Raw genomic sequence first — 13,313 nt, 5'->3', positions numbered from 1 at the left:
CCGCCCGGCCCCGCACGTTTACTGCGCCATGATCCCACGCCAGCTCACCGCCCCAGCCGCCAGCCTGCTCCTCCTCTTTGCCAGCACCAGCCTCCTGCGTGCGCAGGCCCCAGCGGCCGAGCTCGTCTCCGTGGCCAAGATCTGGGACCAGGCCCCGCACAGCAGCGCCACGGACATCACGCGCTATCAGAACCTCTTCTACTGCTGCTTCCGCGAGGCTGAGTCCGCCACCAAAGGAGACGGCACCATCCGCCTCCTCGTCTCCGCCAACGGCAAGACCTGGGTGGAGCAGACCACCGTCAGCGAGCCCGGCACCGACCTGCGCGACCCCAAGATCATCGTCACCCCGGACGAAAAACGCCTCTACCTCCTCTGTGAAGGCGTTTCCCCCACGCAGGGCCGCCAGCCCCGCTACGCCACCACCATGGACGGCAAAGTCTGGACCCCGCTGCAAAAGCTGCTCGCCAAAGGCGACTGGCTCTGGCGCGCCACCATCAACCCCGCAGACAAACGCTTTTACGGCGCCAGCTTCAACATCCACCCCAGCTCCGGCGGCCCCGCCCCGGAAAAGGAATTCTCGCTCAAGACCTACACCAGCGTGGACGGCAGCGTCTGGCAGCTCTCCTCCATCATGCAGGTGCCCGGCCAGCCCGGAGAGACCACCCTGCGCTTTCTCAAAGACGGCAGCGCCCTCGCTCTCGTCTCCCGTCAGGGTGCGGACCGCAAAGGCGTCATCGGCAGAGCCCAACCCCCTTACCGCGAATGGACCTGGGCCGCCACCGGCCTGCCCCTCGGCGGACCGAACTTCATCGAGCTCCCTGACGGCAAGCTCATCGCTGGCTCACGCGGCTTTGGCGCCACCCCCGGCCCGCACATGGTGCTCTTTGCCATGACCGCCACCGGCATGACGCCCCTGCTCGAGCTCCCCAGCGGCGGCGACTGCTCCTATCCCGGCCTCTACTGGCACGACGACCTCCTGCACGTGACCTACTACTCCAGCCACGAAGGCAAGGCCGCGATCTACTACGCGCAGGTTAAGGTGAAGTAGCGGAGAGCGGCATCCCAGCCCTAGGCAGGGCTTGCTGTCCTCAGCCAGCCGCCCTTGGTGCCCACGATCTGCAAAAACAGCCGAGCCTCTCCGGCAGGAGAGGGATCATCCTGAGCCCTTACGCGCCGCTGCGCCGGTGGGAACGCCCCAGCTTTTTCATGCACTCCAGTGCGCTGGTGGGCTTCGTTCCCAGACACCTGGGCAAGGCTTTGACTTGGCCGGTCGGGTTTCTCGTAGAGCCTGCAAAAGCGCGGAGAGGAGGAATTCGATGAAGAGCGTGGGCTGCCCTGCCTGTCAGACGCGGCCAGCTTACAGCCAAGCCAGAGACCCAGGCCGCACCAAAGGTGCGGAGGAGTCGGCCCAGGGTGCCCTCGCGCAGCGACAAGCCCTGGGTCTCCACACACACGCCCCTCTTCTCCAGCGCGCCCTCAAGGGGCGCGGGAGAGGCCGTGCCGGAGGAGCAGGCAGGCCTGCCATGCACCAGTCTTCAGACCATGCGGCTTCCATGGCTTCGGGCAGGAGATCATCGGCTCACATGAGTTTCTGAAGCAGGAGCTGGGAGCTCGCCGTCCTCATGCGCCACCAGTTCCTCAGACCCGAGGAAATCGTAGAACAGCCCCCTCGAACATCCGTGACATGAAAAACCCGATGGAGCACCAGGCTCTATGGAAAAGGCGTCCTTCGCCTTGCATGCCTGGATGAACTGAGAGCAGGACGGGGGCTCAGGCCTTGCCCGCTCCGGCTCTGAGCTTGCGCACCAGCGCCACCAGCCCAAAGCAGATGAGCACCCACGCAAAGGACACCGCTCCCACGGGCAGGTGAGTCACCTCGGTGGCACCGAGCAAAAAGGCGGCCGCCATCCATGCCAGGATGAAGAGCGCGGCGGGGTGTGTCTGGTTTCCCAGCAAGCGCCTGCCATAAACTGCCAGCACGAAGGGCGTGATGCCCACCAGAAGTAAAAACAGCCCTGTCATCATGGCCCGATGCTGAGGCCTGCTGGCGGCGGAGTCCAGCGCCAAATCCGCACGGGCAGGGAATGAAGGCACGGCAGCCCTCAGCGCCTCTCCAGACCCCACACCAGGGCACGTCCCGAGCCCTTGCGCCGCACCAGGCCGATGTCTTCATCCAGCCGCCGTGTCCACTCCGGGCAGGCGCGCTCGTAGGGCAGGCCGAGTTTATCCCGCAGCTCCACCCAGGTGGCGCCAGCACGGCTGCGCCGCAGATGCTGCTGGATGGCGGCTTTGAATTCGGGGTAGGTCATGGCAGGTGGGGGTGGAAGATAAGGGGGCGGCTCAATTTTCGTCGAGGTAAATGTAAGCCCCTGGGTAGAGCGGGTAGTAGCGCTCCGGGTAGTACACTTCCTCATGGCCATCTTTGCCACCGCCATGGAAGCCGTCTCCACGGAACGGAATCTCTTCATCCGAAATGACCAGCCCGTGACGGCCGATGAGCGACCCGCCCCAGACCAGCCGCACGGAGGAAAGCCTGCCCTCCTTGCTGAAGCTGCAGGCTGCATATCCGGGCATTCCCCAAAGGGTGCCACCGACCGCCGGAGGGAGATCCGATTCCGAGAGCTCCACTCCGCCGATCTTGCCCTGTCTCGCGGTCAGTTTTGCCGCTGCGGCGCGCAGCTCCGCAATCACCATGGGAGTGAACGTGGAGCGGATGTGCGCACGGCGGCCCATTTTGAAGTAGTCGTCATCCTCCTCGAGGTACGAGGGCAGGCGCAGGAGCCCCCAGCACGCGGCCATGGCGGCGATGCGCAGCGCCCATCGCTTCCAGAAAGGCCCGCCATCCCGGCAGGGCAGCAGCACCCACACTGCGGCCAGCAAAGTCAGGAAGGCCGGAAAGAGCATCGGCGGTATGAGGAAGAGGATAGCCCAGCGCCCGCTGACATAGTCGGTGAACACCGTGAGCAGCGTGAGACCTGCGAGGATGCTTATGCGTCGCTTCATGGTTCCACGCATAAAACTGACCTGCCATGCGGCGGGATGTCGATGGATGCGAAGTCGTGCATGGCGTGTAGGAGATGCTGCGCCAGCGTGCACGGAGTGCAAGGGGGGAAAGCGGCTCTCGCCAAAGGCGGCTCACTCCACCGCCTCTCCCTGCATCACCGCCGGGATCAGCCGCATGCCGGTGTGCCAGGCTTTGAAGTCGAGCTTCTGTGTGGTGCCGTCTGTTTTCAGGATGAGGTCGGTTTTGCCAAAGTCCGTCTTTTCCCCCAGCTCAAAGAGCTCCTCCGGGGAGATGGCCTTTCCACGGTAGGTCATGGTATCGCGGCCCGTGAGGTGTCGTGCTCAAAGACCACTTTGCTCCGGTGGAGGCAGGAGGTGGTGAGGAGGAGCAGCACACGGTCCATGACTCGGGGACTCAGGGGGCACCGAAGGCGCTGACCGACAGGCAGGAGTGCCTGTCGTACTACACCAGATCCGCGCGCGTGAACGCGGCGACCACGGGGTAGCCTTTTTCCTCGATGGCGGCACGGCCGCCTTCGGAGCGGTCCACCAGGATCAGGGCAAAGGCCACCTTGCCGCCTTCGGCTTCGATGGCTTCGATGGCCTTGAGCGTGGAGCCGCCGGTGGTGATGACGTCATCGACGACGACCACGGGCTGCTCGGTGATGAAATTGCCCTCGATGCGCTTGCCGCGGCCGTGGCCCTTGGCCTCCTTGCGCACCACAAAGGCCTGCACCGGCGGCGTGTCGCCAGCGATGCTGGAGCTCATGGCCACTGCGAGGGTGAGCGGGTCCGCGCCCATGGTGAGGCCGCCGAGGGAGCCGATGCTCAGACCGCGCCTGGCTTCCTCTTTGCGCAGCAGGTCATGCAGCACCCGGCCCACCAGCACGGCACCGCGTGCGTCCAGGGTGGTCACGCGGCAGTCCACGTAGAGATCGCTCTCCTGGCCGGAGGCGAGGGTGAATTTGCCTGTCTTGACGGACTTGGCTTTGAGGATCTGGCGGAGTTCTTCGCGGTCTTGCTCGATGGACATGGGGCGATTTAGAATTGAGGACCGTGGAAGACAAGGGGCGACTGTAAGGCGGCGAATGTTTTTCTGCGGGCAGATTTGGTTGAGGTTGCGTTTTCCAAGAATTTTTCGCACATTGCTTTCAATGAAAACACGTATTTGCGGAGGTATTTATCTGTTCTTTTGCCTCGTGATCTCTTGCAGGGCGCAGTCCACCACGGGTGCTCCAGGCGCTGAGGGGATGGCCTTCAAGTCCCGCATCAACCAGGTGAACGGGCTGCTGATCTCCCAGCTCTCCTCGGGCGGAGAGGCCGGGCAGGTCACGCGCATGAGCCTGACCGCGCTGCCTTCGCTGGGAGAGTCCCCCTCCACGCTCAAGTTCAACCAGGAAGTGGGAGACAGCATGGGCAAGGCGCTCAACGAGGTGAGCAAATTCTCCCAGCTCCGCCATGGTGGCTGGCCGCTGGGGCATTCGCTGGAGATCGGCTTTGAGGACAAATACATCGGCAAGGACGGCCCCTCCGCCGCCGTGGCCTGCGCCCTGCTGCTGGAGGCTGCCATCACCGGCAGGAAATGGGACCCTGCCTTTGCTGTGACGGGAGACATGAACGCGGACGGCAGTGTGCAGCCCATCGGCGGTGTGCAGGCCAAGATCCGCGGCGCCACCAAGGGCGCGTGCAAGATCGTGGGCGTGCCGGTGAAGAATGAAAAGTCGGTGGCGGACATCCTGGTGCTGGAAGGGCCCGCCCCACTGGTGGGCATCACCGTCTTTGGCATCAAGACCTTTGACGACGCCATGCTGCTGGCCGGCACGGAGCGGCCGCAGGCGCTGCAAAATGCGCTGACGGACTTTGACAACATGCGCGCGGTGATGATGCGGGATCCGCGCCAGATCCTGCCGCTGCTGCGCACCCCGCATGCCGCCCAGCGGCTGCAGGCGCTGCTGACGGCCGCACCGAACTGCTACTCCGCCAAGTACCTGCTGCTCTACCTGCAGGGTCGTGCGCCGCGCACGCTCTCCATCGGTGGCTCCATCGAGGCCGCGCAGAGCAGCGCCGACTCGCTCGTCTCCTCCATCGACCATGACGTGGACTCCAATGTCTCCAGCCTCAAGGGAGACGAGCTGGGCAGCAGCCTCAACAAGCTTCGCCAGCTCCGCCCCAGCCTGGATGCACGCGTGTGGCCCTACGTGGACGGCATGGTGGCCTACGGCGAGGTCATCCGCGGAGCGCTGCTCAATCCCGTGCGCTCCGGCGCCCGCTACGTGGACCTCGTCAGCAAGGCCAACAAGGCCGCTGCCGCCACCAAGGCCGCGTATGACAAGCTGATCAATGACGCCCAGGTGCGCGAGGAGCTGGGGCTGTAAGCCCGTGGCTTCAGGGCCGGTCCGCCGCGTTCCGTTTTACGGAGGCCCCCCTGCCCTCTTCGCTCACCGCAGCGTCTCAAACCACGCCAGCAGGTCCAGGATCTGCTCCGCCTTCAGCGCATTGAGCAGTCCCTGCGGCATCGGCGAAATCTCCGACACGCTGCGCTCCTTGATCATGGCCTTCGCGATCTCGCTCTTCTCGGGCGCGAGCGGATTGGGCCTCAGCACCACGCGCTCATCGTCCTCGCTCTCCAGGCTGCCGGTGATCGTTTTGCCATCGCTGGTCTTCACCGTCACGTAGCGGAATTTTTCGTCGATGAACTTGGAAGGGTTCAAGATGTGGTCCAGCAGGTCGCGGCGGTTGAAGCGTGCGGACACCTGCACCAGGTCCGGGCCGAAGACGCCTGCGGGCAGTGCGGGGTCATTGCTCACCTTGTGGCAGAACACGCACTGCGCACGGATGAGCGCATCCTTCGCGCTCTCGCGGCTGCGCGTCTTGGCATCCATCTTCGCCAGCAGCGGCGTCAGGTCCTCCAGCGTCCAGTTCTTGAAGGAGTGTCCGGGCAGCGCATGCGCGGAAAGCACCGCAGGCTTCGCCGGCGAGATCACCGCCGCGAGCTGCGTGGCCTCCTCCGGCTTCAGCGCGGCGGCCAGCTCGCTGCGCGTGTCGCTGATCGCTTTGAAGAAGGTGGAGGCCCCGTTCATTTTCTCCGCCTTGTTCAGCGCCTCAAACGCGATCTTCCGCTGCTCCAGCGTCCAGCCGTCTTTGAGATAGCGCAGCATGAAGGGGTAGTAGAGCAGGTCTTCGGAGGTGGTAGCCGCTTGGAGGAGAGGCATCGTTTTCTCGATGACCTTCGGAGAGTGAAGGTAAACAAGCAGGCGGCAGAGTTCGCGGTTGAGAAAAACGTCATCACGCGGATACACCGCCCATTCCATGAGCTTCTGATGATGCGCTTCATCCGGTGCGCCGTGCCGCGCGATGGCAACAGCGATGACACGCAGCGCATCCAGCGTGGGCGAAGGCGCGGCTTTCATCACCGCATCGAGAATGGAGGGCAGATCGTTTTTATCTCCTGTCCGTGCGAGAGCCAAAAGGGCATGCATGCTCTTCCCAGCCAAGGCACGCTCTCTCCAAAGGACAGGATCGGACCTTTCCAGGTCCAGACGTGCGGCGTTGGTCACAAAACGATCAGGTGACTCCATGCAGCGAAAAGTAAAGGAGAGGTCTGGTGTCCATCCCCCATCCACGTTTCTTTCGCGTATGGCGTCCGCATATTGCTCAGGGCCGGAAGAGTGGCGGAAAATGCGGTCGCGCATTCCTACAAGAGATGGTTTCGTGCCAGCCCAGTACACACGATACAGCCCGCTCTGCGTGCCACGCCCTCCGGTGATGAACCACATCGCGCCATCGGGTCCGATGCAGCCGTCTGTGACGTTGAGGGGCCTTCCGGAGATGAAAGTCTCCTGCTCGGCGGCGTAGGTGGCCACGCCCTGTTTCAAATGCACCGCGATGATCCGCCCATAGCTCCAGTCGAGAATGTAGAGCGCCTCACGATACTTCTGCGGAAAGTCAGATCCATACCCAAAATAAATCCCCGTGGGCGAAGACAGACCAATGTCGATCACACTCGGCAGCGTGTCCGCATACCACGCAGGATAACGTCCTGTGCCGCGTCGCCATCCATAATCACCTCCGGGAACAATCTGCAGCACCCGCGTCGGCATGTACCACGGCGTGCCCACGTCACGCTCCATGTCCGCATCGAAGGTGAAGAGATCGCCGCGTGAATTGAAAGCGATGTCGAGCGGGTTGCGCAAACCTCCGGCTATCAGCGTGATCTTGCTGCCGTCCGGCTTCACGCGCAGGATGTGGCCGGCGGGGAGCTCCACGTTGCCGTCGAACATGCTGCCGTCCCACGGGTTCGGGATGAGCTGATCAGGCGCGTAGTTTCGCAGCGGTGAGTCGGGGTCGAGGTTCTTCGGCAGCAGCACGTTGTTGCCATGGGCCACGTAGATGTCGCCATCCGGGCCGAGCTTGATGTGATTGCGGCCATGACCCACGCCGCCTTCGGTGCGAATGAGTTCCTGGCGTTTTTCAAAGGTGCCATCTCCATCCGCGTCGGTCAGGCGGAAGAGTGCCTTGGTGTTGTTGGCATTTGCGAAGAGCGAGCCGTGCGCATACAGCAGGCCGCGACACTCCAGCAGCTCGTCGTCGATCACTTCCATTTTCTGATCGCCGCTGCCGCTCAGCGTCAGGCGCAGCAGACCCTTCTTCTCTTTGCCCAGCGTGATGCGTCCCTGCGGATCGAAGGCCATCGAAACCCATGAGTCTTCCCCCGGCTGTGCGGAGCGGATCAGCTCCGCCTTGAAACCCGGCGGCAGTGTCAGCGTGGCGGGATCGGTGGCCTGATTCTGCGCGCCCGGTTTGGCGAGCTGCCAGGAGTTGTAGGCATCAAAGGTCTTCTTCAAGTCGAAGGGGTTCTTCGTGGCATCCGCATCCGTGGCACCGGCCACCACCGCGTTTTGCCAGGAGTCATCGCTCACGATCCAGCGCACCGCCGCGAGATCGCCATTGAGCTCCAGCAGCGCGGCGGCCTTGGCCCTGCCCGGCACGCGCAGGCCCAGCTCGTGCGCCTTCCCATCGCTGAGCTGCTGGGTGAGGTCCGTGCCGGTGGCCGTCTCGGCGGCTTTCAGAGCGGCGATGGTTTTGCCATCGAGCACGATCTCCACAGCGGCATCGCTCGCAGTCAGCAGCACGGCCTTGAGCAGCTTGCCCTCGTGCTTCACCGCGTGGGTAAAGGTCGTGCCGCCCTCAGGTGCCGCCAGCCACTGCGGCACCGGCGGGCGGTTGGCCATCTGGGCATGGCATGTGACGGCGAGCAGCAGAAAGAGAAAGCAGCGTGACATGCGCAAAGAACGCACGCCGCGGCGGCAGCCTGTCTGCTGGAGATCAAAACGGCCCGCCACCCACGGTGAAGGTCACGTTCTGGATCCCCGCTTTGTTCAGCGAATTGAGCAGATCCATGATGCGCTCATAGCTCGCCTGTTCTTCGGCCTGGATCGTCACCAGCACCTGCTGCTTCTGCCTTGCGGAAGACTCAGAGGCCCGGCGCAGCGTGCGCGTGAGCAGCGGCAGGTCTTTGTCTTTGGCGGTGTCAAAAAACTCCTCGTTCATCGTCACGCTGCCGTCTTCGAAGATGCCCAGGGTGATCTCCTCGGCGGGAAACGCCACGCTCTGCGCAGCGTCGCCCGGATTGGGCAGCCGGCTGCGAAGCTCGCGCTCCACCTTCACACTGCCCGTCATCACCATGAAGAACAGCATGATGACGAAGACCACATCGATCATGGGAGCGATCTGAAAACCCATCGTGGCATCGTCGGAGTGAATGCGATTTTTCATGGCGTGTGAGGGCATGACGTTTGTCACCGGGGAATCTTGGGGTGGGCCGCTAGGATGAAGGAACAAGCTTTTTAGGGGGGCTTGGCGGGGTGTTTTTGGGGTAAATCACCATGCTCTCACCCATTGAAAGGCAATGCAGTGCGTGGCCTGCTAAAGCTTTCTTAAGAACGTAGGCTTGACATTCTTTTGAAAATGAGTCTTCTAGTCTCACCGTGAAAAGCAAAATCTATATACTCGACGACCATCCCATCGTTATCGAAGGGCTTAAGAAACTGATCGACCAGCAGGAAGACATGCAGGTCATTGGCAGCGCAGAAGATGCAAACACCGCGCTGCAGCAAATCGCCAAACTCAAACCCGACGTTGTCGTTCTCGACATCACCCTGAAGGACCGCAGCGGTGTGGACCTCATCAAAAAGCTGCGCGCCAGCCATCCGACCATGCAGATCCTCGTGTACTCCATGCACGACGAAAACGTGTACGCGGAGCGCTGCCTGCGTGCCGGAGCCATGGGCTACGTGATGAAGGGCGAGCCGAGCACCCGCGTGCTGCAGGGCCTGCGTCAGGTGGCTGCAGGTTCCTTCTTCTTCAGCGCCTCGCTGCTTGGCAGCATCGTCTCCGGCGGCGGCCCTCGTGGCGGCTCCCGTGGCGAGCCCGCCCGCATGCTCAGCGACCGCCAGCTCGAAATCTTCGAGATGGTGGGCCGTGGCTTCGACTCCCACAGCATCGCCGAAAAGCTGGCCCTCAGCGCCAAGACCGTGGACGCCCACAAGGCGAACATCCGTCAGAAGCTCGGCCTTGCCTCCGCTCGTGAACTGCTCATGGAAGCTGTCCGCTGGGTCGAGAAATAGGATTTTTCACAACAACAATCTTGCCAACGGGCGATGTGCAAACACCGCCCGTTTTTTTATACTCTGACGTAGGATGGGTGTGGCGACAGCCCGCCCGTCCCTCAGCGTGTGGCAACGCATTGCAGCCTGCGAACGCTCCCAGAGTCGGGCGGTTTGGCGAAGCAGCGTCTGGGTGATGGAGAAATCATCATCCGCCAAACACACCCAGCCTACTTTCAGAAAACACGCTCAGTCCTTCGCCACCGCATCGCGGTCCGCCCGCGCCATGACTCTCAGCCGCTCCTTCATCGTCGCCAGTGCGTCCGGCTGCTGCGCGGCCACATCCTTGGTTTCATTCGGATCAGCGAGGATGTCATAGAGCTCGCATTTCTCTTTCCCCGCAGAGTCATGCACCACGAGCTTCCAAGGGTCGCAGCGCAGGGCGCGTGACTTAAAATTCGGCCCGGCGGTGTAGAACGTGCGTGGCGGTGGTGGCGCGCCCTCGGCCAGCTGCGGCCAGAGGTTCACGCCGTCCCACTTCAGGTCCTTCTCCTGCTTGAAGCCCGCCAGGGCGCAGAAGGTGGGCATCCAGTCGATGATCTGCACCGGCGCATCATGCGTGCCGGGTTTGAGTGTGCCGGGCCAGTTCAGCAGGCAGGGCACGCGTGTGCCGCCTTCATAGACGCTCCCCTTTTCATTGCGCAGGGGGAGGTTGTTTCCCGGCAGCGGGCCGGTGGCATAGCCATCCGGCGGGTAGGCCTGGCCGTTGTTTTCGGCGGTGCTGCCGCCGTTGTCGCTGGTAAAGACGAGCAGCGTGCTGCCGCGCTGGCCGTTCTTTTCCAGTGCTTGCACGATCCGGCCCACCGCCGCATCCATGTGCATGATGCACGCGGCATACTCACGCGCCACCGCTCCGGTGATGCCCGCGGGCACCTTGGCCAGCCACTCCGCCGGCTCCTTCACCGGCAGATGCACCGCCGTCAGCGGCACGTAGAGGAAAAACGGCGCGTCCTGCTTCCGCACCGCCAGCCAGGCGCAGGCTTCGTCCGCGATCAGGTCCGTCACATGACCGGGCTCCTGGAGCAGCTTTTCATCGCGGTGCCACGTCTCGGTGAATTCGCCCTTCTTGTAATGGTGATCCCACGGCCCCACGCCGCCGCCCAGCGAGCCGTAGCTGTGGTCAAAGCCAAAATGATTCGGCCCCCACGCGGGCTTGGAGCCGAGGTGCCACTTGCCCGTGAGGCAGGTTTCATAGCCTGCAGACTTCAGCGCGTGCGGCAGCGTCACCGTATCCCACGGCAGCGCCCGTTCGCTCTGCGGCGTGGTCACGCCAAAGCGGCTCCAGCAGCGGCCCGTCATCAGTCCCGTGCGTGTGGGGCTGCACACCGGGGCGGAGTAGTGGTGCGTCAGCTCCAGGCCCTCCTTGGCCAGCCTGTCCAGCACCGGCGTGGGTGCATTGCCACCATGAAAGGCCACATCCGCCCAGCCAAGATCGTCGGCCATGATGAAGACGATGTTCGGCTTGGCAGCAGCGGCGGCCTGCAGCAGCGGGCAGCAGGTCAGAAGCAGGAGAAAAAAGCGGTGCATCCAGCGCCAAACGATGCAGTGCCCGCGCATCTAGCATGAACGGTTGCGTGCCCGGAAGCGCTGAGGCATAAGGAGCCGCATGGGCCGCGCCAAAGATTCCGCCAGTTTGTCAAAGCGCACCGTGCAGTGGCTGGTTTACGCGCTGTTCCGGTGCATCGAGTGCATGCTGTGGGTGCTGCCCATCACCGCCGTGTGGTATGTGGGCCGTGCGCTGGGGGCGGTGACGTATTGCCTGGCCGGAAAGTACCGCCGTCTGGCGCAGCACAATCTGCACATCGCCTTTGGCCGCGAGAAGAGCTGCGCCGAGCTGCGCCGCCTGTCTTACGAGCACTTCAAGAGCCTCTTTGCCAACATGCTCTGCGGCTTCAAGCTGCCGCTCATGACCGAGGCGGAGATCTGCAAACGTGTGCGCTCCGAGGGCACCCAGCGCGCCCAGGACGCCTTTGACGACAACGAACGCCCGCTCATGAACCTGGTGCTGCACGCCAGCTGCTGGGAGATCCTCACCCAGGTGCCGGCTATGTTTGTGCGCGGGCACAAGGCAGGCGCAATCTACCAGCCGCTGCGTAATCCCTGGCTCAACGCCCTGGTGCTGCGCCGCCGCAAAAAGCTGGGCTACGAGCTCTTTGACCGGCAGGCCGGATTCACCGGACCCATGAAGTTCATGCGCGAGGGCGGGCAGATTGGCGTGCTGGTGGACCAGCATGCGGGAGACCACGGCCTGTGGTGCCCTTTCTTTGACCGCCTGGCCTCCACCACCACCATCGCCGCCCTCATGGCCAAGCGCACCGGGGCCATGGTGCTGCCCATGATGGTGTACAACGACGGTCCCGCACGCTGGCGGCTCGTCTGCGCACCGGAGGTGAAAGCCGCCGACGGCAAGACCGACGCCGACAGCCTGACGCTGGCCATCAATGCCGCCGTGGAGGGCCTCATCCGCGCGCAGCCGGAGGCCTGGTTCTGGGTGCACAACCGCTGGAAGACGCCCAAGCCGCACTTTCTCCTCGCCGACAGCCGTCGTGGCGTGGCCTTCCCCGCTGGCTACGACATGGACCGCCTCCAGCCCTTTGAGCTGCTCATCCGCAGCCCCAACTGGCTCGGCGATGCCTGCATGGCCTTCCCCATGGTGCGTGCCATCAAGCGCGGCCGGCCGGACCTCAAGATCACCGTGCTCGGCCCGGACAAGCTGGAGGAGCTCTGGCTCTCCATGCCCGAGGTCTCCCGCTACATCGGCAAGCCCGCGAAAGAAGGGCTCTTTGCCGTGGCAAAGCGCATCAAGGCCACCGGCGTGAAGTTTGACGCCGCTGTCTTTTGCACCAACTCCACCCGCAGCACGCTGGAGATCTGGCTTGCCGGCATCCCGCGCCGCGTGGGGGTGAAAGGCTCGCTGCGCTCCAAGCTGCTCAATCAGATCATCAAGGGCGGCCCGGCCAAAGGCAGCAAGGAGCACCATGCGCACCGCTACCTGCGCATCGCCCAAGGCATCGGCGCAGACATCAGCCAGCCCGGCCTGTGGGACGCCGGTGCGCCGCCCGCCTCCGCAGACGGTACCCTCCGCGTGGGCGTGTGCGCCGGGGCCGAGTACGGCCCTGCCAAACGCTGGCCGCTCGAGCGCTTTGCCGCCGTGGTGAACCAGATCTCCGCGCAGCACCCGCAGTTCCGCTGGGAGCTCTTTGGCGCGCCGGGAGAGAAGGAGATGGGCGAAAAGCTCTCCGCCATGCTCCAGGCTCCGCATGAAAACCTCGTGGGAAAAACGCGCCTCTCCGAGCTCATCGCCCGCCTGCGCCAGTGCCAGCTCCTGCTCACCAATGACACCGGCACCATGCATCTGGCCGCAGCGCTCGGCATCCCCACCGTCAGCATCTTCGGCTCCACCTGCCCCATCGAGACCGGCCCTCTTGGCGAGCGCCACACCGTCATCCAGCACAAGGTCCCATGCAGCCCCTGCTTTGAGCGCGAGTGCCCCTTTGGCCACTACAACTGCATGACGAAGGTCTCGCAGGAGGAGGTGGCGCAGGCCGTGCTGAAGGCGTGCGGGTTGGCTTGAAATACGACGGGCACTCCGGCCCGTCGATCAGTGCTGCGCCAACACGCGCAACTTGCAGCTGGCTTTTCGTG

General features: G+C 63.7%; 12 protein-coding genes. 4 read left to right on the top strand and 8 right to left on the bottom strand.

From position 1 onward, the window contains the following. The first annotated feature begins 28 nt into the window (after nt 1–28). Nucleotides 29–1,048 (top strand): sialidase family protein, encoded by a 1,020-nt coding sequence (locus ACZ5WW_RS15190; protein WP_377171690.1) that lies wholly within the window; start codon nt 29–31, stop codon nt 1,046–1,048. 722 nt (nt 1,049–1,770) lie between these two features. On the opposite strand, the gene ACZ5WW_RS15185 is transcribed toward ACZ5WW_RS15190, so the two are convergent. The 5 genes from ACZ5WW_RS15185 to pyrE all read right to left on the bottom strand — a co-directional run bounded on the left by ACZ5WW_RS15185 (nt 1,771) and on the right by pyrE (nt 4,036). Continuing rightward, nucleotides 1,771–2,094, bottom strand: coding sequence for a hypothetical protein (locus ACZ5WW_RS15185; protein ID WP_377171688.1), 324 nt, complete (start codon nt 2,092–2,094; stop codon nt 1,771–1,773). 8 nt (nt 2,095–2,102) lie between these two features. Further along, nucleotides 2,103–2,309: a hypothetical protein gene (locus tag ACZ5WW_RS15180; RefSeq protein ID WP_377171686.1), complete on the bottom strand. Its 207-nt coding sequence runs from the start codon at nt 2,307–2,309 to the stop codon at nt 2,103–2,105. Between the two features lie 31 nt (nt 2,310–2,340). Next, entirely contained in the window at nt 2,341–3,003 is a 663-nt protein-coding gene (locus ACZ5WW_RS15175; RefSeq protein WP_377171684.1) for a hypothetical protein, read from the bottom strand. Between the two features lie 132 nt (nt 3,004–3,135). Then, complete coding sequence (locus ACZ5WW_RS15170) at nt 3,136–3,318, bottom strand: hypothetical protein (protein ID WP_377171682.1); 183 nt, start codon at nt 3,316–3,318, stop codon at nt 3,136–3,138. 148 nt (nt 3,319–3,466) lie between these two features. Further along, nucleotides 3,467–4,036: an orotate phosphoribosyltransferase gene (pyrE, locus tag ACZ5WW_RS15165; RefSeq protein WP_377171680.1), complete on the bottom strand. Its 570-nt coding sequence runs from the start codon at nt 4,034–4,036 to the stop codon at nt 3,467–3,469. Nucleotides 4,037–4,157: 121 nt separating this feature from the next. Between pyrE and ACZ5WW_RS15160 the strand changes: the two genes are divergently transcribed. Beyond that, the gene (locus ACZ5WW_RS15160) at nt 4,158–5,378 is read left to right on the top strand and encodes a S16 family serine protease (protein WP_377171678.1); all 1,221 of its coding nucleotides are present in this window, start codon (nt 4,158–4,160) and stop codon (nt 5,376–5,378) included. A gap of 63 nt (nt 5,379–5,441) precedes the next feature. Here ACZ5WW_RS15160 and ACZ5WW_RS15155 read toward each other — a convergent pair whose 3' ends face one another. Further along, nucleotides 5,442–8,285 carry a hypothetical protein gene (locus ACZ5WW_RS15155; RefSeq protein ID WP_377171676.1) on the bottom strand — a complete coding sequence of 948 codons (2,844 nt, stop codon included), beginning with the start codon at nt 8,283–8,285 and terminating at the stop codon, nt 5,442–5,444. A 43-nt stretch (nt 8,286–8,328) separates the two neighbouring features. Next, nucleotides 8,329–8,778: an ExbD/TolR family protein gene (locus tag ACZ5WW_RS15150; protein ID WP_377171674.1), complete on the bottom strand. Its 450-nt coding sequence runs from the start codon at nt 8,776–8,778 to the stop codon at nt 8,329–8,331. A gap of 212 nt (nt 8,779–8,990) precedes the next feature. Here ACZ5WW_RS15150 and ACZ5WW_RS15145 point away from each other — a divergent pair, with 212 nt between their 5' ends. After that, nucleotides 8,991–9,629, top strand: a complete 639-nt coding sequence (locus ACZ5WW_RS15145; RefSeq protein WP_377171672.1) for a response regulator — start codon at nt 8,991–8,993, stop codon at nt 9,627–9,629. Between the two features lie 228 nt (nt 9,630–9,857). Here ACZ5WW_RS15145 and ACZ5WW_RS15140 read toward each other — a convergent pair whose 3' ends face one another. Next, nucleotides 9,858–11,195, bottom strand: a complete 1,338-nt coding sequence (locus tag ACZ5WW_RS15140) for a sulfatase-like hydrolase/transferase (RefSeq protein ID WP_377171670.1) — start codon at nt 11,193–11,195, stop codon at nt 9,858–9,860. Between the two features lie 79 nt (nt 11,196–11,274). On the opposite strand from ACZ5WW_RS15140, the gene waaF reads away from it, so the two are divergent. Then, nucleotides 11,275–13,242 carry a lipopolysaccharide heptosyltransferase II gene (gene waaF / locus ACZ5WW_RS15135; protein ID WP_377171668.1) on the top strand — a complete coding sequence of 656 codons (1,968 nt, stop codon included), beginning with the start codon at nt 11,275–11,277 and terminating at the stop codon, nt 13,240–13,242. The last annotated feature ends 71 nt before the right edge of the window (nt 13,243–13,313 follow it).

Source organism: Prosthecobacter fluviatilis, assembly GCF_055388355.1.
The sequence above is the reverse complement of the archived record's forward strand: the minus strand, read 5'-3'. Positions and strand labels throughout refer to the sequence as shown.

Excerpts from the sequence above, each read along its gene's own strand:
- ACZ5WW_RS15150 (WP_377171674.1), bottom strand. The coding sequence starts at position 8,778 with ATGAAAAATCGCATTCACTCCGACGATGCCACGATGGGTTTTCAGATC.
- ACZ5WW_RS15180 (WP_377171686.1), bottom strand. The coding sequence starts at position 2,309 with ATGACCTACCCCGAATTCAAAGCCGCCATCCAGCAGCATCTGCGGCGC.
- ACZ5WW_RS15175 (WP_377171684.1), bottom strand. The coding sequence starts at position 3,003 with ATGAAGCGACGCATAAGCATCCTCGCAGGTCTCACGCTGCTCACGGTG.
- ACZ5WW_RS15190 (WP_377171690.1), top strand. The coding sequence starts at position 29 with ATGATCCCACGCCAGCTCACCGCCCCAGCCGCCAGCCTGCTCCTCCTC.
- pyrE (WP_377171680.1), bottom strand. The coding sequence starts at position 4,036 with ATGTCCATCGAGCAAGACCGCGAAGAACTCCGCCAGATCCTCAAAGCC.
- ACZ5WW_RS15140 (WP_377171670.1), bottom strand. The coding sequence starts at position 11,195 with ATGCACCGCTTTTTTCTCCTGCTTCTGACCTGCTGCCCGCTGCTGCAG.
- ACZ5WW_RS15160 (WP_377171678.1), top strand. The coding sequence starts at position 4,158 with ATGAAAACACGTATTTGCGGAGGTATTTATCTGTTCTTTTGCCTCGTG.
- waaF (WP_377171668.1), top strand. The coding sequence starts at position 11,275 with ATGGGCCGCGCCAAAGATTCCGCCAGTTTGTCAAAGCGCACCGTGCAG.
- ACZ5WW_RS15155 (WP_377171676.1), bottom strand. The coding sequence starts at position 8,285 with ATGTCACGCTGCTTTCTCTTTCTGCTGCTCGCCGTCACATGCCATGCC.
- ACZ5WW_RS15170 (WP_377171682.1), bottom strand. The coding sequence starts at position 3,318 with ATGACCTACCGTGGAAAGGCCATCTCCCCGGAGGAGCTCTTTGAGCTG.